We start from the raw sequence: 20,423 nt of genomic DNA on the forward strand, positions 1-20,423 counted from the left end.
TGATCACTTGGCGTTGAAGTAGTTCGCCTCCGGGTGGTGCACCACGATCGCGTCCGTCGCCTGCTCCGGCACGAGCTGGAACTCCTCGGACAGCTGCACCCCGATCCGCTCCGCGCCCAGCAGCTCCACGATCTTCGCCCGGTCCTCCAGGTCCGGGCAGGCCGGGTAGCCGAACGCGTACCGGCAGCCCCGGTAGTCGGTGCGCAGCAGGCCGGCCAGGTCCGCCGGGTCGTCGTCGGCGACGGTACGGCCACCGGGCAGGGTCAGCTCCGCGCGCACCCGCCGGTGCCAGTACTCGGCGAGCGCCTCGGTGAGCTGCACGGACAGCCCGTGCACCTCCAGGTAGTCGCGGTACTCGTTGCCGGCGAACATCTTCGCGGTGTACTCGCTGATCGGCTGTCCGACGGTGACCAGCTGCAACGCCACCACGTCCAGCTGGTCGCCCTTCGGGCGGAAGAAGTCGGCCAGGCAGAGTCGGCGCTCCTGGCGCTGGCGGGGGAAGGAGAACCGGGCCCGCTCGACGCTGCCGTTCTCGTCGAGCACCACCAGATCGTTGCCCTCGGCGTACGCGGGGAAGTAGCCGTAGACCACGGCCGCCTCGAGGACCTTGTCGGCGATCAGCCGGTCCAGCCAGTAGCGCAGCCGGGGCCGGCCCTCGGTCTCCACCAGCTCCTCGTACGACGGGCCCTTGCCGCCCCGGGCGCCGCGCAGCCCCCACTGCCCGAGGAAGGTGGCCCGCTCGTCGAGCAGCGCCGCGTAGTCGGCCAGCGGCACCCCCTTGACCACCCGGGTGCCGAAGAACGGCGGGGTGGGCACCTCCACGTCGGTGGCCACGTCGGAGCGGACCGAGGCGTCGTGCAGCTCGGGCAGCGCCTCGCTGACCATCGTGCGCTGCCGCTCCCGGCGGGCCCGCCGGGCGGCCAGGGCGGCCTCCCGCTCCGGGTCGACGACCGGCGCGCCACCGCGCTTGGCGGTCATCACCCGGTCCATCAGGGACAGCCCCTCGAAGGCGTCGCGGGCGTAGTGGACCTGGCCGGGGAACATCGACCGCAGGTCGTCCTCGACGTACGCACGGGTGAGCGCGGCCCCGCCGAGCAGCACCGGCCAGCGTTCGGCCACCCCTCGGGAGGCCATCTCGGCGAGGTTCTCCTTCATGATGACGGTGCTCTTGACCAGCAGGCCGGACATCCCGATCGCGTCGGCGCGGTGCTCCTCGGCGGCGTCCAGGATCGCGGTGATCGGCTGCTTGATGCCGATGTTGACGACCTCGTAGCCGTTGTTGGACAGGATGATGTCGACCAGGTTCTTGCCGATGTCGTGCACGTCGCCCCGGACGGTGGCGAGCACGATGCGGCCCTTGCCGCCGTCCTCGGCCGTCTCCATGTGCGGCTCCAGGTAGGCCACCGCGGTCTTCATCACCTCGGCGGACTGCAACACGAACGGCAGCTGCATCTGCCCGGAGCCGAACAGCTCGCCGACGACCTTCATGCCGTCGAGCAGCAGGTCGTTGATGATCGACAGCGGCGACCGGCCGCCGGCCATCGCCGCGTCCAGGTCGGCCTCCAGGCCGGTGCGCTCGCCGTCGACGATCCGCCGCTTGAGCCGCTCGTCCAGCGGCAGCGCGGCCAGCTCCTCGGCCCGCCCGGCCCGCGCCGACGCCGCGTCCACGCCCTCGAAGGCCTCGATGAAGCGCTGCACCGGGTCGTACCCCTCGCGGCGCCGGTCGTAGATCAGATCCAGCGCCACCTCCCGCTGCTCGTCTGGGATGCGGCTCATCGGCAGGATCTTGCTGGCGTGCACGATGGCGCTGGTCAGCCCCGCCTGCTGGCACTCGTGCAGGAACACCGAGTTGAGCACCTGCCGGGCCGCCGGGTTGAGCCCGAACGAGACGTTGGAGATGCCAAGGGTGAAGTTGACGCCGGGGTAGCGGCGGGCGATCTCCCGGATCGCCTCGATCGTCTCGATGCCGTCGCGCCGGGTCTCCTCCTGCCCGGTGGCGATCGGGAAGGTCAGCGCGTCGATCAGGATGTCGGAGCGGTCCATCCCCCACCGTCCGGTGAGGTCGTCGATCAGGCGGGCGGCGACCCGGACCTTCCACTCGGCGGTCCGCGCCTGCCCCTCCTCGTCGATCAGCAGCGCCACCACGGCCGCGCCGTGCTCCCTGACGACCGGCATCACCCGGGCGTAGCGGGACTCCGGCCCGTCACCGTCCTCGAAGTTCACCGAGTTGACCACGCACCGGCCACCGAGCATCTCCAGGCCGGCCTCGATCACCGCCGGCTCGGTGGAGTCCAGCATGATCGGCAGGGTGGAGGCGGTGGCGAAGCGCCCGGCCAGCTCGCGCATGTCCTGCGTGCCGTCCCGGCCGACGTAGTCGACGCAGAGGTCCAGCAGGTGCGAGCCGTCCCGGGCCTGGCTGCGGGCGATCTCCACGCACGCCTGCCAGTCGGCGGCGAGCATCGCCTCCCGGAACGCCTTGGAACCGTTGGCGTTGGTCCGCTCCCCCACCATCAGCACCGAGGCGTCCTGCGCGAACGGCACCGGGTGGTAGATCGAGGAGACGCCCGGCTCGTGCCGCGGCGCGCGCGGCGCCGGGGTCGCGCCGTGCAGCCGCTCGGCCAGTACCCGGATGTGCTCCGGGGTGGTGCCGCAGCAGCCGCCGACCAGCGACACGCCGTACTCGGTGACGAAGCGCTCCAGCGCGTCGGCCAGCTCCACCGGGGTCAGCGGGAAGTACGCCCCGTCGGCCGTCAGCACCGGCAGGCCCGCGTTCGGCATCACCGACAGCGGGGTCCGGGAGTGCTGGGACAGGTAGCGCAGGTGCTCGCCCATCTCGGCCGGGCCGGTCGAGCAGTTCAGCCCGATCAGGTCCACGCCCAGCGGCTCGATGGCCGCCAGCGCGGCCCCGATCTCGCTGCCCACCAGCATGGTGCCGGTGGTCTCCATGGCAACCTGGCAGATGATCGGGACCTTCCGGCCCAGCTCGGCCATCGCCCGGTGGCAGCCGACCACCGCCGCCTTGACCTGGAGCAGGTCCTGGGAGGTCTCGATGATCAGCGCGTCGGCCCCGCCGGCGATCAGACCGGCGGCGTTCTCCTGGTAGGCGTCGCGCAGCGTCGCGTACGCGGTGTGCCCGAGGGTGGGCAGCTTGGTGCCGGGCCCGATCGACCCGAGCACGAACCGGGGCCGCTCCGGCGTGCCGTACGCGTCGGCGGCCTCCCGGGCGAGGCGGGCGCCGGCCGCGGAGAGCTCCCGGATCCGCTCCGGAATGCCGTACTCGCCGAGGTTGGCGAGGTTGGCGCCGAAGGTGTTGGTCTCCACGCAGTCGGCCCCGGCGGCCAGGTACGCCTCATGCACGCCACGCACCACGTCCGGGCGGGTGACGTTGAGGATCTCGTTGCACCCCTCCAGCCCCTCGAAGTCGTCGAGGGTCAGGTCGGCAGCGTGCAACATCGTCCCCATCGCCCCATCGGCGACGAGGATCCGGTCGGCCAGCACATCCAGCAACGAAGTCCGCACGGGTTCAGGTTAATGCGACGATGCGCCCGCCGGTCCACGGCCGTAGCCGGTCCCACATTCTGCCAGCGGGAACGCCCATCCCTTTCGTACCCTTTGGGCGGTCCACCAGCGCGGCGGACCGGCGCGGCCGACGGGCCGCACCTGGCGCCGCCACGTAGGCTGGCGGACGTGAAGGACATCAGGGACGTCACCGTGCACGGCGGGCGGAGGACCGGGTCGGCGCCCGGCGCCGTCCCCGACGAGCAGGGTGAGGTGACGGCGTGACCGAGTTCGACGGGCTGCCGGTGCTGCGGTCCCCGGTGGCGATCGCCGCCTTCGAGGGCTGGAACGACGCCGCGGACGCGTCCACCGCCGCCGTGGAGCACCTGGAACAGGTCTGGCAGGCCCGTCCGGTCACCGAGCTGGACCCGGAGGACTTCTATGACTTCCAGGTCAGCCGCCCGACCATCACGATGGCCGAGGGTGAGACCCGGCGGGTCGAGTGGCCCACCACGAAGTTCATGGTGGCCAGCCCGGAGGGCACCGAGCGGGACGTGGTGCTGATCCGTGGCATCGAGCCCAGCATGCGCTGGCGCACCTTCTGCGAGCAGGTGCTGGAGATCTGCCACAGCCTGGAGGTCGAGCGGGTGGTGCTGCTCGGGGCGCTGCTGGCCGACGTGCCGTACACCCGTCCCCTGCCGATCAGCGGCAGCGCCTCCGACGCCGAGGCCGCCCAGCGCTACCAGCTCACCCCCACCCGCTACGACGGGCCGACCGGCATCGTCGGGGTGTTGCAGGACGCCTGCACCCGGGCCGAGGTCGACGCGGTGTCGTTCTGGGTGCACGTGCCGCACTACGCCAACAACCCGCCCTGCCCGAAGGCCACCCTGGCGCTGCTGCACCGGGTCGAGGACGTGCTCGACCTGCCGGTGCCGATGGCCGACCTGGCCGAGGAGGCCGCCGAGTGGGAGCAGCGGGTGCGCGGCGCCGCCGAGCAGGACGCCGAGCTCGGTGAGTACGTCCGCGAGCTGGAGGAGCGGGTCGGCGACGCCGGCATCACCCCGTTGACCGGGGACGAGATCGCCCAGGAGTTCGAGAAGTACCTGCGCCGCCGGGGCGGTTCCGCCGGCCCCACGGCGGGCTCCTGGTAACGCCCTTCCCCACCGAGTCACCGGCCCCGGACGTTCGCGCGTCCGGGGCCGTTCTGTGCGTGTCCGGGGTGGCGCGGGTCACGCCGCGTAGGGCATCCTAGGAACCTAGTGGTATGAGGAGGCGGGTGTGCAGATCAACCCGGGGGCCGCCGAGTTCCCGCACCGGCAGATCGCCGCGCAGCTCAAGACCCAGGTGCGCCGGGGCGACTGGGCGCCGGGCGAGCGGCTGCCGTCCATCCCGGCCATCGCCGAGATGTTCGGCGTGGCGAAGCAGACCGTGCAGCGCGCCGTCGACCAGCTGCGGGTCGAGGGCATCCTGATCACCAAGCCCGGCTCGGGTACGTACGTGCGGGGCACCCGGCGCCGGCTCAACCGGCTCTCCCGGGGCCGCTACGGCGGCTTCCGCGGCTACCACACCGACCTGGCCGCCCGGTACCGGCAGCAGCTGGTCTCCGTCGGCCGCTCCCCCGCCCCGCCGGAGGTCGCCGACGCATTCGGGGTGCCCGACGGCACCGAGCTGCTCTGCCGCCGGCACCTGGTACGCACCGAGGACTCGCCGGTGGAGGTGGGCGCCTCCTGGTTCCTGCCGGCCGACACCGCGGGCACCTCCCTGGAGCGGGCCGAGGCGTTCGGCCGCCCGCTCTACCAGGAGGCCGAGGAGGCCACCGGCCGCCGGTACGTCTCGGCCACCGACACGATCAGCGCCCGCCAGCCCAGCCGGGAGGAGGCGGAGACCCTCCAGATCCGCCCCGACACCCCGGTGCTGCACCTGCTGCACGTCGCCTACGACGAGAAGCGCAAGCCGATCGAGGTCGCCCAGGCCACCTGGCCCGGCCCGATGACCACCCTCACCGAGGAGTACAAGATCCCCGCCCCCACCCCGGACCAGGACCCGGACCCCGGCCTGGTACTCGGCTGACCCCTTGCCGCACCCCTGTGCGGGGCCTCAGCCGCGGCGAGCGCGGCCAGCAGCCTGAGCCGGCTGCCACCGCCCGACTCTCGTGATCCAGTCGCATTCACCGACACGACACGCCGTCGGCGGTGTCGGTAAATGCGACTGGATCATGGGACTGCGACCCGGGGCGGCAACCGCCGGGGCGGCAACCGCCGGCCGAGGCTCAGAGGCGGATGCCGAGGAGGGCGTCCACGGTGTCGGCGAAGAGGGCCGGCCCCTGCGGGTCGTCGGCGGCACCGGCCAGGGCGCGGTCGGCCCAGTCGTCGACCAGTGCCAGGGCACCGGGGGTGTCGAGGTCGTCGGCGAGCCGGGCGCGTACCCCGGCCAGGAAGTCCGCCCCGGACGGCCCGGCGGGCGCGGCGGCGGCCCGCCGCCAGCGGTCCAGGCGGGCATGCGCGGTGGTGAGCAGGTCGTCGGTCCAGGCGCGGTCGGCGCGGTAGTGACCGGACATCAGGCCCAGCCGCACCGCCATCGGGTCGACCTTGTCGGCGCGCAGCCGGGAGACGAAGACCAGGTTGCCCCGGGACTTCGACATCTTCTCGCCGTCCAGGCCGATCATGCCGGCGTGCATGTAGTGGGCGGCGAAGGGCGCCTCGCCGGTGAGCCGCTCGGCGTGCGCGGCGGAGCACTCGTGGTGCGGGAAGAGCAGGTCGTTGCCGCCGCCCTGCACGTCGATCCGGTCACCGAGCAGGTTGAGCGCGATCACCGCGCACTCGATGTGCCAGCCGGGGCGGCCGGCGCCCAGCTCGCCGCCGGGCCAGGACGGCTCGCCCTCGCGGGCGCCGCGCCACAGCAGCGGGTCGAGCGGGTCGCGCTTGCCGGCCCGGTCGGGGTCGCCGCCGCGCTCCGGGAAGATCTCCAGCATCTGCTCGCGGGTCAGGTTCGACTCGTAGCCGAACTCCGGGGCGGCGTTGACGTCGAAGTAGATGTCGCCGGTGCCGTCGTCGAGCCGGTACGCGGCGCCGTCCTTGAGCAGGACGAGGACCTTCTCGGCGATGTCCGGGATCGACTCCACCGCGCCGACGTAGTGCGCCGGCGGGATGATCCGCAGCGCCTCCATGTCCTCCCGGAACAGCGCGGTCTCCCGCATGGCCAGGACCTTCCAGTCCTCGCCGTCGCGCGCCGCGCGCTCCAGCAGCGGGTCGTCGATGTCGGTGACGTTCTGCACGTACCGCACGGTCAGGCCGGCGTCGCGCCACATCCGCTGCACCAGGTCGAACGTGATCATGGTGGCGGCGTGGCCGAGGTGGGTGGCGTCGTACGGGGTGATGCCGCAGACGTACATGGTCGCCGCGCCGTCGGGGCGGCTGGGGTGGACGCCGCGCCGCGCCGAGTCGTACAAGCCCAGTGGCCCGCCGCCGCCCGGCAGCCGTGGCACCTCGTGTCCCGCCCAAGACTCCATGACCGTCAGCCTAACGAGCCGTCAGGCGGCGGGCAGGCACCCCACGGGTGATCAACGTGACAGCGACTCACATGGGCGGCCAGGGCATCGCCGGCCAGTCCTGCGGGGGCTGCGGGTAGCACCCGGTCTCGCGCAGCCGGTCGATCCGCGCCGCCAGCTCGGCGATCTCCCCGATCGTCAGGTGGTCGGACAGCTCCTCGCCCAGCTCACCGGCGACCTGACGGGCCAGGACGTCGAGCATCTCCACCGCGTCCGGCGGCAGCTGCCGGCCGGCCCAGCCCCAGAGCACCGTGCGCAGCTTCTCCTCCACGTGGAAGCAGACGCCGTGGTCGACCCCGTAGAGGCGGTCGTCCGGGCCCACCAGCACGTGGCCGCCCTTGCGGTCGGCGTTGTTCAGCACCGCGTCGAGCACCGCCAGCCGGGCCAGCCGCGGGTCGTCGGCGTGCGCCAGGGCGTACGCGGCGCCGTCGTCGTCGCGGGCGGCGGCGACCGGGAACCAGCGCGGCGGCACCGCCTCGGCCGGTACGAAGCCGACCAGCGGCTCGGCGTCGTCCGGCTCGTCGATCCAGAGCTGGCAGGAACCGGGGCCGAACGGGCCGTCGCGGAGCACGGTCGGCGGCACCAGGTCCCAGCCGGTGGCCCGGGAGACCAGGTAGGCGGCGACCTCCCGGCCGGCCAGGGTGCCGTCGGGGAAGTCCCAGAGCGGCCGCTCGCCGCGCACCGGCTTGTAGACGCAGCGGGCCGTCCGCCCGCCCAGGGTCAGGATCCCGCGCAGGGTGGTGTTGGAGGCGTCGACCAGCCGCCCCTCCAGGGCGAGCTCACCGTCGCGCAGCAGCCGGAGCGCCGCGCTGCCGTCCTGGCGGGGCTGCAACTCCGACGAGGTCACCGGTGGTAACCGTTGTGCCGCGGGCAGAGGTGCCCGGCGGGGTCGAGCGGCTGGCCGCAGAGCGGGCAGGGCGGACGGCCGGCGTTGACCACCCGGCGGGCCCGCTCGATGAACTCCCGGGTCGCCTCGGGGGTCAGCCGGACCCGGAGGCGGTCGAGGTCCTCGTCCGGCTCCTCGACGTCGTCCTGGTCGTCGTCCTCCTCGTCGCCCAGCTCGACCTCGACCTCCGCCTCACCGGCGGCGATCGCCTCGATCACCACGGTCGCGCTGTCGACGTCGAAGGCCAGGCCGAGGGTGCCGACCCGGAACTCCTCGTCGACCGGAGTGTCCAGCGGGTCGTTGTCGCCGACGAGGACGGGCGCCTCGGGCAGGTCGACGCCGAACCGGCGCTGGGCCTCGGCGAGCAGCTCCTCCAGCTTCTCGGCGAGCAGGGAGACCTGCACCTTCTCCAGCGCGACGCTGACCAGCCGGCCACCGCCGCGCGCCTGGAGGAAGAACGTGCGCTCCCCCGGCGGCCCGACGGTCCCGGCGACGAACCGCTCCGGCGGCTCGAAGGCGTGCACCTGGTGGGTCATACCCACGACCCTATCCGGCACACGGAAGCGTCGCGCACCGCACCGAGGGTCGTTCAGCCGAGGGCGAAACGCCGCCAGCTGCTCGCGCCCCGCCGGGCGTGGCGGGTCCCCTCACCCGGCCGCCCCCGCGCCACCGCCGACCGCGGCGTCCGAGTCGGTCGGCCGGGTCGCCCGCCGGCGCCGCTTGCGCGGCGGCGGCACCAGCCCGCCGAGGTCACCGCCGGTGTCGTTGAGCCGGACCAGGAAGGGCCGCAGCGGCGTGTAGCGGATCGCGGTGACCGACGCCGGGTCCGCGACGATGCGCTGGAAGAGATCCAGGTGTACGCCGAGCGCGTCCGCCACGATGGCCTTGATCACATCGCCGTGGCTGCACGCCAGCCAGACCGCCTCCGGCCCGTGCTCGGCGGTGACCGCGGCGTCCCAGGTGCGCACCGCGGCGACCGCCCGCGCCGCCATGGCCGCCATCGACTCGCCCTCGGGGAAGACCACCGCGCTCGGGTGCTGCTGCACCACCGGCCAGAGCGGCTCTTTGGCCAGCTTCTTCAGCGGCTGCCCCTCCCAGGCGCCGTAGCCGCACTCGATCAGGCCCTCCTCGACCACCGGCTGCACCTGCGGCAACGCCAGCTCCAGGGTCTGCCGGCAGCGGATCAGCGGGCTGGTCACCACGGTGGCCAGGGGCAGGGCGCGCAGCCGCTCGCCGACCGCGGTGGCCTGGGCCCGGCCGGTGTCGTCCAGCTCGACCGGCTGGCGGCCGGCCAGCCCGCCGTCGGCGTTCGCCGTCGTCCGGCCGTGTCGCAGAAGCAGAAGGGTCGCCACGACACCACCCTAGGGCCTGTGTCGAAGTCCTCGGTCGAGCCGAGGCGGAGTCCAGGCGGCGATCCGGCAAGGCGGAGATTCGTCCGGATACCGGCGTTGTATCCGGACGAATCTCCAACGCGGCCGGTCGTCGTCTGGGCCCGCCGCAGGCCGGCCAGGGACTTCGACACAGGCCCTGGGCGCAGGCCGCGGACGGCGACGGCCCCCGGCACCGGTGGTGTCGGGGGCCGTCGCCGGCGGTCGTCGCCGGTACGCCTCAGGTGGCGGTGATCGTGCCGGTGAGCAGCAGCGCGAGCACCAACGTGCCGAGCGCCACCCGGTAGAGCACGAAGACGTACAGGGTGTGGTGGGCCACGTAGCGCAGCAGCCAGGCGATCGCGGCGTAGCCGATGGCGAAGGCGATGGCGGTGGCCACCACCATCTGCGCCACGCTCGGCACCGAGGTGCCCGGCGCGGCCGGCTCGAACACGTCACCGACGCTGAAGATCCCGGACATCACCACCGCCGGGATGGCCAGCAGGAACGAGTACCGCGCCGCCGCCTCCCGGGTGAGGTTGAGCAGCAGGCCGGCGGTGAGCGTGCCGCCGGAGCGGGACACCCCGGGGATCAGCGCCATCGCCTGGGCGAAGCCCATCACCACGCCGTCGCGCATCCGGAAGTTCGCCAGGGTGCGGGTCTGCCGCCCCCAGTACTCGGCGAAGGCGAGCACGAAGGCGAACACGATCAGGGTGGTGGCGACCACCCAGAGGTTGCGGCCGGCGGTGCGGATCTGGTCCTTGAACACGAAGCCGAACAGCCCGATCGGGATCGAGCCGACGATCACGTACCAGCCCATCCGGTAGTCGAGGCTGGCGCGTACCGAGCGGTCCCGCAGGCCCAGCAGCCAGGTGCGGGTGATCCGCCAGATGTCCTTGGCGAAGTAGATCAGCACCGCCGCCTCGGTGCCCAGCTGGGTCACCGCGGTGAAGGAGGCGCCGGCGTCCCGGTCGAAGAAGATCGCGGAGGTGATCCGCAGGTGTCCGGACGAGCTGACCGGCAGGAACTCGGTGAGTCCCTGGACGATGCCCAGGACGATGGCTTCGACCCAGGTCACTCGCCGACCCCGGACAGCTCCAGCGCCTCGGCGACGGTACGCAGGGTCTGCACGCCGCTGTCCCGGTCGGCGACGAAGAGGGTCACCGAGAGGGTGGTCACGCCGGCCGCGGCGTACTCGCGCATCCGCTCGGCGATGCGCTCCTTGGGGCCGAGCAGCGAGGTGCGGTCGATGAACTCCATCGGCACCGCGGCGGCCGCGTCGCGCTGCCGCTTGGCCAGGTAGAGGTCCTGCACCTCGCGGGCGGCGTCGCCGTAGCCCATCCGGGTGGCGAGCTGGTTGTAGAAGTTCTGCTGGCGGCTGCCCATCCCGCCGACGTAGAGCGCGGCGTACCAGCGGACCAGCTCGGCGCAGGTGGCGACGTCGTCGCCGACCACCACCGGCACGGAGGGGACCACGTCGAAGCCGGCCAGTTCCTTGCCGGCCCTGGCCCGGCCGGCGCGCACCGAGGCGAGCTGCTCCTCGGCGAACTCGGGGGCGTAGAAGACGGCCAGCCAGCCGTCGGCGACCTCGCCGGCCAGCTCCAGGTTCTTCGGGCCGACGGCGGCCAGGTAGATCGGGATGTGCTCGCGGGGCGGGTGGAAGCCCAGCCGCAGCGCCTTGCCGGGGCCGTCGGGCAGCGGCAGCGTGTAGTGCTCGCCGTCGTAGGCCACCTCCTTGCGGGCCACCGCGAGCTTCACGATGTCGACGTACTCGCGGGTGCGGGCCAGCGGCTTGGCGAACCGCACGCCGTGCCAGCCCTCCGAGACCTGCGGCCCAGAGACGCCCAGGCCGAGCCGGAACCGGCCGCCGGAGAGCGCGTCGATGGTGGCCGCGGTCATCGCGGTCATGGCCGGGGTCCGGGCGGGAATCTGCATCACCGCGCTGCCCACGTCGATCCGCTGGGTCTGGCCGGCCATCCAGGCCAGCATGCTGGGCGAGTCGGAGCCGTAGGCCTCCGCCGCCCATACCACCGAGTAACCGAGCCGGTCCGCCTCCTGGGCAAGTGCCAGGTGGTCGGCGGGCGTGCTCCACGCCGTCTGGTATCCGAGGCTGAGCCCGAGTCGCACTGGATCCTCCCCCATCCGCACCACAGGTCGCACCAGGGTACGCAATGGCGGCGGTGGACCCGATCACCGGCTCACCCGGGCCCCGCCGGGGTGCCCGGCGACCAGCGCGGGGCCACGCCACGGTCGGATCGGCGACGTGGCGGGCAGAGATGACGGGAGCGAGGATATCCGTGACGCCAGGTTCGAAATAAGGTTCACCCATGCAACAGCGACCGCTCGGCCGAAGCGGGCTGGCGGTTTCCCGGCTCGCGCTCGGCACCATGACGTGGGGCCGGGACACCGACGCCGACGACGCGGCCGCCCAGCTGAAGAGTTACCTCGACGCGGGCGGCAACCTGGTCGACACCGCGGACGTCTTCGGCGACGGTGACGCCGAGTCGGTGCTCGGCTCGCTGCTGGGCGCCCTGGTTCCCCGCGACGAGCTGCTCATCGCCACCAAGGCGGGGCTGCGGCCGGGCAGCGGCCGGCGCCGGGACGGCTCGCGCGGGCACCTGCTGCGCACGCTGGACGCCTCGCTGCGCCGCCTGGGCACCGACCACGTCGACCTGTGGCAGGTCCACGGGTACGACCCGGACACGCCGCTGGAGGAGACCCTGGCGGCGCTGGACCACGCGGTGGCCAGCGGCCGGGTCCGCTACGTCGGCGTGTCGAACTTCTCCGGCTGGCAGACCGCCCGCGCCGCCGCGTGGCAGGCGGCCTGGCCGGGGCGCGCCCCGGTGATCGCCGCGCAGGTGGAGTACTCGCTGCTGGAGCGGGGCGTCGAACGGGAGGTGCTGCCGGCCTGCGGGGCGCTCGGGCTGGGCGTGCTGCCCTGGTCCCCGCTGGGCCGTGGGGTGCTCACCGGCAAGTACCGGCACGGCCGGCCGGCCGACTCGCGGGCCGCCTCGCCGCACTTCGAACGGTTCGTCGCCACCTACCTGGAGCCGCGCTGCTCCAGCATCGTGGAGGCGGTGGCCACCGCCGCCGGCGGGCTGGGCGTCTCGCCGATGGAGGTGGCGCTGGCCTGGATCCGGGACCGGCCGGGCGTCACCGCGCCGATCCTCGGCGCCCGTACGGTGGGGCAGCTCCTCGGCGCGCTCCAGGTGGAGCGGATGACCCTGCCGGCGGAGATCACCACGGCGCTGGACGACGTGTCGGCGGTGCCGGTGGGCTACCCGGAACGCGACGGCTGAGGCGGCGGTCCGGGGGCCGGCGGGCAGGCCGGCCGGTGCGCGCCGGCGGGCGGATCAGTCGAGGGTGGGCCGGTCGCCGGGGATCTCCCTCACGGCGGCCAGGAAGCGGGCCTGGTCGTCACGGGTGGCCGGGTTGACGATCCGGATCCACGAGCCGTCGTCGAAGTGCAGGGTCGCCGGGAACTGCATCAGCCGCGCCGTCCCGTGGTCGCAGTCGATCCGGGTGATCCGCCGCCGCTCGACGCTCCACAGCAGCCGCGGCTCGCGCCGGTCCGGCCGGCCCTCGTCCGGGCGGCGCCCCATCCGCAGCAGGTGCAGGTGGGTGTCGGTGACCGCGAGCGGGGTGCCGGTGTAGCGCTCCAGGAACAGCAGCAGGCTGCCGGCGAGGGTGGCCAGGTCGCCGCTGAACACGTACCGGCGGCGGTAGGCAATCTCGGCGAGCTGGTCGGCGAGCGGGCGGTGGCGGCTGAGCCGGAACAGCGCCCGGAACGCCTCCTGCTCAGCGGTGAGCGGCAGAACCGGCCGGGGTTGCGGGACCGCCGGGGTGGGCTCGACGTCCACCTCCCGACCGGCCGCCTCGGGCAGTCCCGCCGCGAGCGCGGCCGCCTTGCCGGGCAGCAGCAGCACCCCGGCCACGATCCGGACCGGGGTCAGCACCGCCTCCACCCAGGCCACCGGGTTGACGATGTTCAGCAGCCCGAACAGCGCCCGGGGATCGAGCGCCTCGGCGACCTCGGTGCCGACGTGGTCGACGAACTGGCTGCCGGCGCGGTGCGTCTCGTGCGCCCGTACCGGGGCCAGGCCGATGTAGCGCAGTTCCTGCCCGGTCACCAGGGGGGCGACCAGGGCCCGCTCCGGCTCGTCGGAGGTGCGGAACTCGTCGCGCAGCGCGCGGGCCCGGTCGCGGGCCACCCGCGCGCCGTCGCGCACCGCGTCGCCGAGCCGCCCGAGCCGTCCCCACGCACCCGTCACGCCGTACCTCCTCCGTCGCCGGTCAGCGGCCCGCCGGCTGCTGCTCGGCGGGTGGCTGCCCGAAGACATTCTGGTCGATCCAGTCGGCGCCGCCCTGCACCGCGTCGCCGATCTCGTCCTTGACCAGGTCGGAGCCGGGCACCGACAGGCCACTGACCAGGGCGGTGCCGCCCCACACCGCGCCGTGCACGACCGAGTTCGGCACGTTCCAGGGCAGGTTGGTGGCCCAGTTCTGGGCGATCATCCGGCCGCCGTCGGCCAGGCCGTGCGCGCGCAGGGCGCCGGCCCGCTCCAGCATCCCCATGTCGAACGGCGACCCGGACTTGCCGAGCTTGAAGGTGCCCTGCGCCGGGTCGGTGATCTTGTGGAACCACTTGTCGGCCTTGCCGGCGGCGCGCCGCTTGTCGATCGCCTTCTGCCCCATCCGCAGGGCCTTCTGCTTGTCCACCAGCTTGTCCAGGTGGTTGCGCAGCTTGCGCAGGTAGAGCATGACCCGCTGGAGCAGCCGGATGACCTTCTGCAGGTGGGTGGCGAGCGGACGGATGATCTTCAGCGACCGGGTGAGCACGATCATGCCGCGGGTCACGGTGACCGCCAGGCCGGCCGCCCAGGACGCCCCGGCGGTGAACGGCGCCATGAGCAGGGCGGTCACCAGGGTGACCAGCATCCAGTTGACGAACTCGACGCAGAGGTCGACCAGCACCTCGTGCACGATCTGCAGGGCCTCGGCGACGCCGCGCAGGTACTCGGCGGTGGCGGTGAACTGCCCGGCCACGTCCAGCAGTTGCTGCTCGACCTCGGCGAGGCGCTTGCCGTACGCCTCCCCCGCCGGCGACCGCCAGCCCGGCTGCTCGGCCTCGCGCACGCCGCGGTGGCTCAGCGCCAGCTCGCGCACCTGGGCGGCGAGGGCGTCCCAGTCACCGGCCCGGGCGCGCAGCGCCTCCGGCTCGCCGTCGACCATGTCGACCAGCTGGATGAGCGGCCAGGCCAGGGTGCGGCAGACGCTGTCGACCACGTCCTCCACACCGGACAGCGCGTTGTCGATGCCGTTCCAGAGCTGGACGGCGCTTCCGGCGGGTCCGCTCACCGGCCCATCCCCTCGCGCATCGCCCGGAAGCCGGAGTCGATGTCCTGCTCGTTGCGCTCGTACGACTCGGCGGTGGACCCCAGCGCCGCCCCGACGCGGGTGAACGCGTCCTGACCGGCCCGGAACAGCGTCGTGCCGTCGGCGACCTGCTCGGCGTACTTGGCGCGCAGCATGTCGCTGGCGAACGGCAGGTGACCGAAGGCGCCGTCGGGCAGGTCACCCGCGGCCACCACCCGGCTCTCCAGCGCGCCCAGTGCGTTGGCCACTCCGGTGGCGGCCGCCTCCAGCCGTTTCACGGCCGTCACGTCCACTTCGATGTCAGCTGCCATCGCCGTTCCTCCCCCGCATCCGACGCGGGTCGAAGATACGATTCCCCGGCCTCCGGCCGCCACCCCGGCCCGAGGAGGAACCAAGGGGGAGGAAGCCCGCATGACTGATCCGCTGTCCGGTCTGGACGCGCTCGCCGGCCGGCTCGCCGACATCGAACGCCGCTTCGCCGGGCTGCACGCCGGCCTCGACGACGTCGACGGCACCGCCACCGACGACACGGGCCTGGTGTCGGCCACCGTGGACGCCACCGGAGGGCTCACCGACCTGTCCGTCGAGCCGGCGGCGCTGCGCTCCGGCACCGCCGACCTGGCGAAGATGGTGCTGGAGGCGTACCGGCGGGCCCGGGCGGCGGCGACCGCCCAGCTCGATGAGCGCACCGAGGGTCTCGACGCGACGCTCGGGGCGGGCCTGACCGAACTGTTCGGCAAGCCGGGCGACTTCGCGGCGTTGGGCCGCCTGGAGGAGGCCGTCGCCCGACTCGGCGCCCTGGACGCCCGGCTGCCGAGGCCGCCGGCGTGACCGGGATCGGCTGGCCGGAGATCGTGACCCGGCTGCACCGCACGCTCGTCGCCTGCGACCGGGACACCGACCTGGAACTCAGCGCCGGATCGCGCCGGCTCCGGCTGTCCGTGCGCCGCGACACCGTCGAGGGCCACTGCCCCGGGTACGAGGGCCAGCGGCTGGCCGAGCTGGGCTGGCGGCCCGGCGACGACGGCGACTGGTGGTACGCCACCCCGCGTACCGCCGAGGGCCTGCACTGGTGGAGCGGCTTCGCCGCCCGGACCGCCGCCGTCGCGCTGACCGCCGACCCGGCCGCGCTCTCCTGTCGGGTGCTCCCGCTCGACGGCGGGGCGGAACCGCCGACGGCGACCGGCGTCGAGGTGACCGGCGCAGCCGGGTCCGGTGTCGGCGCGCCCGCACCGGCCGGCGTCGGCGTCGCCGTGCCAGCGGGCGTCGGCGTCGCCGTGCCGGTCGAGGCGGGCGCCGGCGTTCCCTCGCCGCTCGAGGGCGGCGCCGGGGCCGACGCGACGGCCGCCGACGTCGTCCCCCCGGGGGATACGGTCGCGGACGGCGGCGGGTCGCGGACGGCCGAGCCGGAGCCGGCCGAACTGCTCGCCCGGGCGGCGGCCGCGCACGACCTGCCCCGCTACCTGGGGGTGCTCGCCGCCGGCCCGGTCTGCGTACCGCTGGCGGGCGAGCCGTCGCCCGACCGGGACTTTCCGTGGACGGTCGTCCTCGGGGCCGACCGCGCGCCGCTGCTGCCGGTCTTCACCTCGGCGGACGCGCTGACCGCCTTCGCCGGGGTCGGGGTGCCGTTCGTCGCGCTGTCCGCCGCCGACCTGCTGGCGGACTGGCCGGACCCGGGCTGGGGCCTCGCCGTCGACCCCGGCGCCGCCCACGGCCTGACGCTGACCGCCCCGGCGCTGGCCGCGCTGCTCGCCGCGAACGACCCGACCGATCCGCCGGGGTCCCTCGCTCCGGCCACCGTCGAGGAACCGGGCACCACCGGCCGCTGACCGGCGTCCCCACCGCACCTCGGACCCGCCGGATCGGCGCGGTCGCCTTCCCGGTCGCTCGCGTTGGTCGCGTCGTCGGCACCCGACCGGCGGTGATCCGACCGTCGGCACCCCGACCGGCGGTGCTCCCGCCGTGGCCGGCCGAGCCGGGTCACGGCCCGTGCCGCCCTCGGCGCGAGGATCTCCGTCCAGCGGACGGGGGTGCCGGTGCGCACACCACCGCGCCGCCTCGTCGGCGTGGCCGCACCCCCGCACCGCCGTGCCGGGCAGCGGCCGGTCGGTCCACGCGTCGAGCGGCGGCCGGACCGGGAAGGGCGCGCTCGGCCGCGAGAGCTACCGGGACTGGTACGCCTTGATGCTGGTCGGGACGCGGCCCGCCGCATCCGCCACGGCGGCCCGCGCCTCCCCGGTCACCGGCACCAGGGTGGTGTGCTTGGGCGGTAGGACGATCAGGTCGCCGACCGGCACCACCCGCTCGGCCTGCTGCCGCTGGTCGGCGGGCGGCTTGCTCCAGATGATGTACACGAGCCGGACGCTCATCTGCTCGCTGTCGTCGTTGCGTAGCGAGACGGCCGTGAACCGGCTGTTGCGGTCGAGTACCCGGCCGGCGTCGTCCACCGGAGTCACCACCGGTTCGGCGTCGACGGGCGGGGCGTCCACCGGCTCCGCGGTGCGTACCGAGACGGTCACGTCCTCGGCCGCCCGGGCTCCGGCACCGGTGAAGGTCAGCACGTCGCTGCTGGCGCCCGGCGGGACGACCAGCCGGCCCCGGTCGCTGCCGTAGACCGAGGCGACCCGCACGCTGGGCAACGTGCGCCCGGCGGCGTCCAGCGCGGTGAACTCCAGCGTCGGCGCGAGCACCTGGGTGCCCTCGTTGACGATCGTGAGCACCTGGTTCATGTACCCGTCCCCAGTGGTCGGGGCGAACTCGAACCGCAGGGCGGCGGCGGGGCGGGACCGGACGACGAGACCGCAGCCGGCGAGCAGCAATGTGGCCACCAGCCCGGCGACGACTCGCGCGAACAGCGGGGCGGCGCGGCCAGGGCGGGGTCGGGTCACGGTCATGGTGAGCGGCACCGGCGCATGGTACGGCGGAGCGCGGCGGGGCGGAGACCCCCATCGGTACCGGCCGGCGGCGCCCGGCCGCACCGTGCGCCGGAACGGCACCGCTGCGACGCTGGACCACGACGCCGCCGACGGGCGGCCGCGACCCACCAGGGCGGGCTCGTCGGGCCTGCCGTCAGGGCCAGTCGACCTCCGCCCGCTCGGGGTAGCGCGCGTACCGCGCCTCGGTCATCGGTTCGAACCGGATGGTCGCCACGAACGCACCACAGGGGCGCGGGCGGGTGCCCGAGGGACGCCGCACGTATACCCGGGGAAACCGGGCGAGCGGTGCCGTCCGGGGCGGTGGTGGCGCCGGGGTGGCCGGCCAGCGGCGCGGGTCACGCGGGAGGGGGTGGCGAACGGCCTGCGGGCTGGGCAGCATAGGTCCATGGACTACGAATACGCGCCGCTGCGGCTGCCGCCGAACGTCGACCGGTTGACCGCCGCGGCGCAGCTGGCGATCCAGGCGGAGTTCTCCGGTTGGGAGTTGGCCCGGGTGCGGCTGTTCCGGGACGGCACGCGGCAGGTCATGCTGCGCCGTCGGCGGGTCAACCAGCCGCAGCCGGGTCTGTCCTACTGACGGCGGGCACGCCGCCCGGCGTACCCGGGTCGGCTGCCCACGCGCCCGGGGCCGGACCGCACGGTCGGGCCCCGGGAGCGTCGCGGCCCAGGGCCTAGTGCTGGTGCCCGGCGTGGTCGTGCTCGTCCTCGTCGAGGAACGGGTGCTCGTCGAGCCGCCCGACGAGACGGTCGTCGGCGGCCGGCTGGAACGGGCCCACCGGGTCGTCGTCGTCGAAGGACTCCAGGTCGACCGGGGTGCCCACCTCGCTGACCATCACCACGCCGTCGAGCGGTTCCAGCTCCGGCACGTCCAGCGCGCTCAGCGAGCCGTCCCCGCTCTGCAGCAGCTCCAGCACCGCCTCGCCGACCCCCTCGACGGGCGCCGGCTCGTCCTCCTCCGGGGTGCCCTCGCGGCGGGCCGCCTCGGCGACCTGGATCAGCGCGGACACGCTCGGTACCCGGTAGTCGCGGCGCTGCCGCACCGAGATCACCGCCGGGTGCGGGTCGCTGGCCTCGACACCCTCGGCGCCGCCGAACCGCTCGTCGGCCTCGTCGGGGTCGATCGACTCGACGTCCCACGGGGTGACCTCGCCGAACGCGTCGAGCAGTTGCTCGTCGTAGGCGTACGAGGCGTTGTTCAACGCCACGTACGCCTGCCAGACGCCGTCGTCGTCGATCCGGCCCTGGGCGGCGCGCACGGCCGTCAGATGGGCCCGGGCGGCGTCGATCACGCGCTCCAGAGCAGCGTCCAGCTCACCGTGCTGGTCGGTCATGAGGGAGTCCCTTCGCGATGGGGAGGATGCGGTCCGACGACGGACCCGGTCAGCAGGTGCGCAGGAACCGGTCGAGGACCCGCACGCCGAACTGTAGTCCGTCCACCGGTACCCGCTCGTCGATGCCGTGGAACAGGGCGGAGAAGTTCAGGTCGGCCGGCAGTCGCAGCGGCGCGAACCCGAAGCAGCGGATGCCGAGCTGGGAGAACGCCTTGGCGTCGGTGCCGCCGGAGAGCATGTACGGCACCGGGCGGGCGCCCGGGTCCTCCGCGCGCAGCGCCGCCGACATCGCCTCGACCAGGTCACCGTCGAAGGTGGTTTCCAGGGCCGGCTGGCGCTGGATGTACTCGATGTCGATGTCCGGTCCGACCAGCTCGCGCAGCTGACGCTCCAGCATCTCCGACTGCCCCGGCAGGCTGCGGCAGTCGATGGTGGCGGTGGCCCGGCCGGGGATGACGTTGTCCTTGTAGCCGGCGGCGAGCCGGGTCGGGTTGGCGGTGCTGCGGATGGTCGCCCCGATGATGTTGGCGATCGGGCCGAGCTTGGCGATCGCCGCCTCCGGGTCGTCCGGGTCCAGCTCGACGCCGAGCACGTCGGAGACCTCTTCGAGGAAGGCCCGCACGGTCGGGGTGACGGTGACCGGGAAGCGGTGCCGCCCGACCCGGGCGACCGCCTCGGCGAGCGCGGTGACCGCGTTGTCGTCGTGGATGAACGACCCGTGCCCGGGGCGGCCCTTGGCGTGCAGCCGCAGCCAGTCCAGCCCCTTCTCCGCCGTCTCGATCAGATAGAGCCGGGACGCGTCGTCGATGGAGTAGGAGAAGCCGCCGACCTCGCCGATCGCCTCGGTGCAGCCGTCGAAGAGCTCCCGGTGCCGCTGCACCAGGAAGTGCGCGCCGTAGTCGCTGCCGGCCTCCTCGTCGGCGGTGTAGGCCAGCACGATGTCGCGCGGCGGGCGCACACCGGTGCGCTGCCAGTGCCGCACCACGGCCAGCACCATCGCGTCGAAGTCCTTCATGTCGATCGCGCCCCGGCCCCACAGGTAGCCGTCGCGGATCTCCCCGGAGAACGGGTGCACCGACCACTCGTCGGCGTCGGCGGGCACCACGTCCAGGTGGCCGTGCACCAGCAGGGCGTCCCGGCCCGGGTCGGTGCCGGGGATCCGGGCGACCAGGTTGGCCCGCCCGGGCGCCGACTCGTGGATCTGCGACTCGACGCCGACCTCGGCCAGCTTCTCCGCGACGTACTCGGCGGCCAGCCGCTCCCCCGCGCTGGTGGCGTTGTCACCGGTGTTGGTGGTGTCGATGCGCAGCAGGTCGCGGCAGAGTTCCACGACCTCGTCGGTGGGGTCGGGTCGGGCGGAGGCGGGGTCGCTCGTCATCGGCTCTTTCTACCAGTCGGGCGAGCTGTCGCGGCGGCCCGGCCGGCGCTCGCGCGCGTCGGCGTCCGCACGGCACTCCCGGGCCGTCCCCGTTTCACGATCTT

General features: G+C 74.0%; 19 protein-coding genes. 6 read left to right on the top strand and 13 right to left on the bottom strand.

Features of this window, described 5'->3' with window-relative positions:
- Positions 1-3 precede the first annotated feature (3 nt).
- A complete protein-coding gene (metH, locus tag FHX75_RS07555; protein WP_211364360.1) occupies positions 4-3,519 on the bottom strand; it encodes a methionine synthase in 3,516 nt (1,171 codons plus the stop codon).
- Positions 3,520-3,779: 260 nt separating this feature from the next.
- On the opposite strand from metH, the gene FHX75_RS07560 reads away from it, so the two are divergent.
- Together FHX75_RS07560 and FHX75_RS07565 are read left to right on the top strand one after the other, a co-directional pair.
- Positions 3,780-4,649 (top strand): PAC2 family protein, encoded by an 870-nt coding sequence (locus tag FHX75_RS07560; protein WP_154937452.1) that lies wholly within the window; start codon positions 3,780-3,782, stop codon positions 4,647-4,649.
- Positions 4,650-4,776: 127 nt separating this feature from the next.
- Entirely contained in the window at positions 4,777-5,568 is a 792-nt protein-coding gene (locus FHX75_RS07565) for a GntR family transcriptional regulator (protein ID WP_154937455.1), read from the top strand.
- Positions 5,569-5,767: 199 nt separating this feature from the next.
- Here the strand turns inward: FHX75_RS07565 and mshC are convergent, their stop codons facing one another.
- From mshC to FHX75_RS07595, 6 genes are all read right to left on the bottom strand, one after another.
- A complete protein-coding gene (gene mshC, locus FHX75_RS07570) occupies positions 5,768-7,006 on the bottom strand; it encodes a cysteine--1-D-myo-inosityl 2-amino-2-deoxy-alpha-D-glucopyranoside ligase (protein ID WP_154937458.1) in 1,239 nt (412 codons plus the stop codon).
- Positions 7,007-7,073: 67 nt separating this feature from the next.
- Positions 7,074-7,892, bottom strand: a complete 819-nt coding sequence (locus tag FHX75_RS07575; RefSeq protein WP_154937461.1) for an SCO1664 family protein — start codon at positions 7,890-7,892, stop codon at positions 7,074-7,076.
- Entirely contained in the window at positions 7,889-8,467 is a 579-nt protein-coding gene (locus FHX75_RS07580) for a DUF3090 domain-containing protein (protein WP_154937464.1), read from the bottom strand. Before FHX75_RS07580 ends, FHX75_RS07575 begins: the two co-directional genes overlap by 4 nt.
- A gap of 111 nt (positions 8,468-8,578) precedes the next feature.
- Complete coding sequence (locus tag FHX75_RS07585) at positions 8,579-9,283, bottom strand: histidine phosphatase family protein (RefSeq protein ID WP_154937467.1); 705 nt, start codon at positions 9,281-9,283, stop codon at positions 8,579-8,581.
- 256 nt (positions 9,284-9,539) lie between these two features.
- Positions 9,540-10,376 (bottom strand): undecaprenyl-diphosphate phosphatase, encoded by an 837-nt coding sequence (locus FHX75_RS07590; protein WP_154937470.1) that lies wholly within the window; start codon positions 10,374-10,376, stop codon positions 9,540-9,542.
- Positions 10,373-11,425 (bottom strand): LLM class F420-dependent oxidoreductase, encoded by a 1,053-nt coding sequence (locus FHX75_RS07595; RefSeq protein WP_154937472.1) that lies wholly within the window; start codon positions 11,423-11,425, stop codon positions 10,373-10,375. The genes FHX75_RS07590 and FHX75_RS07595 overlap by 4 nt, the downstream gene beginning before the upstream one ends.
- Positions 11,426-11,625: 200 nt before the next feature.
- Here FHX75_RS07595 and FHX75_RS07600 point away from each other — a divergent pair, with 200 nt between their 5' ends.
- Entirely contained in the window at positions 11,626-12,597 is a 972-nt protein-coding gene (locus tag FHX75_RS07600) for an aldo/keto reductase (protein WP_154937474.1), read from the top strand.
- Between the two features lie 54 nt (positions 12,598-12,651).
- On the opposite strand, the gene FHX75_RS07605 is transcribed toward FHX75_RS07600, so the two are convergent.
- Genes FHX75_RS07605 through FHX75_RS07615 form a run of 3 tightly spaced genes read right to left on the bottom strand, consistent with a single transcriptional unit; the run spans position 12,652 to position 14,985 of the window.
- Entirely contained in the window at positions 12,652-13,569 is a 918-nt protein-coding gene (locus tag FHX75_RS07605) for a hypothetical protein (protein ID WP_154937476.1), read from the bottom strand.
- A 22-nt stretch (positions 13,570-13,591) separates the two neighbouring features.
- Entirely contained in the window at positions 13,592-14,656 is a 1,065-nt protein-coding gene (locus FHX75_RS07610) for a WXG100 family type VII secretion target (RefSeq protein WP_154937479.1), read from the bottom strand.
- Entirely contained in the window at positions 14,653-14,985 is a 333-nt protein-coding gene (locus tag FHX75_RS07615; RefSeq protein WP_154937482.1) for a hypothetical protein, read from the bottom strand. Before FHX75_RS07615 ends, FHX75_RS07610 begins: the two co-directional genes overlap by 4 nt.
- A gap of 100 nt (positions 14,986-15,085) precedes the next feature.
- Between FHX75_RS07615 and FHX75_RS07620 the strand changes: the two genes are divergently transcribed.
- Both FHX75_RS07620 and FHX75_RS07625 read left to right on the top strand, forming a co-directional pair.
- Positions 15,086-15,505 carry a YbaB/EbfC family nucleoid-associated protein gene (locus FHX75_RS07620; RefSeq protein ID WP_170285309.1) on the top strand — a complete coding sequence of 140 codons (420 nt, stop codon included), beginning with the start codon at positions 15,086-15,088 and terminating at the stop codon, positions 15,503-15,505.
- Positions 15,502-16,503 carry an SseB family protein gene (locus FHX75_RS07625; protein WP_154937488.1) on the top strand — a complete coding sequence of 334 codons (1,002 nt, stop codon included), beginning with the start codon at positions 15,502-15,504 and terminating at the stop codon, positions 16,501-16,503. Before FHX75_RS07620 ends, FHX75_RS07625 begins: the two co-directional genes overlap by 4 nt.
- A 333-nt stretch (positions 16,504-16,836) precedes the next feature.
- On the opposite strand, the gene FHX75_RS07630 is transcribed toward FHX75_RS07625, so the two are convergent.
- The gene (locus FHX75_RS07630; RefSeq protein ID WP_154937490.1) at positions 16,837-17,580 is read right to left on the bottom strand and encodes a hypothetical protein; all 744 of its coding nucleotides are present in this window, start codon (positions 17,578-17,580) and stop codon (positions 16,837-16,839) included.
- Between the two features lie 415 nt (positions 17,581-17,995).
- Between FHX75_RS07630 and FHX75_RS07635 the strand changes: the two genes are divergently transcribed.
- Complete coding sequence (locus tag FHX75_RS07635; protein WP_039906151.1) at positions 17,996-18,187, top strand: DUF5703 family protein; 192 nt, start codon at positions 17,996-17,998, stop codon at positions 18,185-18,187.
- Positions 18,188-18,281: 94 nt separating this feature from the next.
- Here FHX75_RS07635 and FHX75_RS07640 read toward each other — a convergent pair whose 3' ends face one another.
- Together FHX75_RS07640 and FHX75_RS07645 are read right to left on the bottom strand one after the other, a co-directional pair.
- The gene (locus FHX75_RS07640; protein ID WP_154937492.1) at positions 18,282-18,941 is read right to left on the bottom strand and encodes a hypothetical protein; all 660 of its coding nucleotides are present in this window, start codon (positions 18,939-18,941) and stop codon (positions 18,282-18,284) included.
- 49 nt (positions 18,942-18,990) lie between these two features.
- On the bottom strand, positions 18,991-20,319 hold the full coding sequence (locus FHX75_RS07645) for a M20/M25/M40 family metallo-hydrolase (RefSeq protein WP_154937496.1): 1,329 nt from the start codon (positions 20,317-20,319) through the stop codon (positions 18,991-18,993).
- Between the last annotated feature and the right edge of the window lie 104 nt (positions 20,320-20,423).

Origin of the sequence: Micromonospora palomenae (assembly GCF_007829925.1) — a bacterium.
Classification (GTDB): domain Bacteria; phylum Actinomycetota; class Actinomycetes; order Mycobacteriales; family Micromonosporaceae; genus Micromonospora; species Micromonospora purpureochromogenes.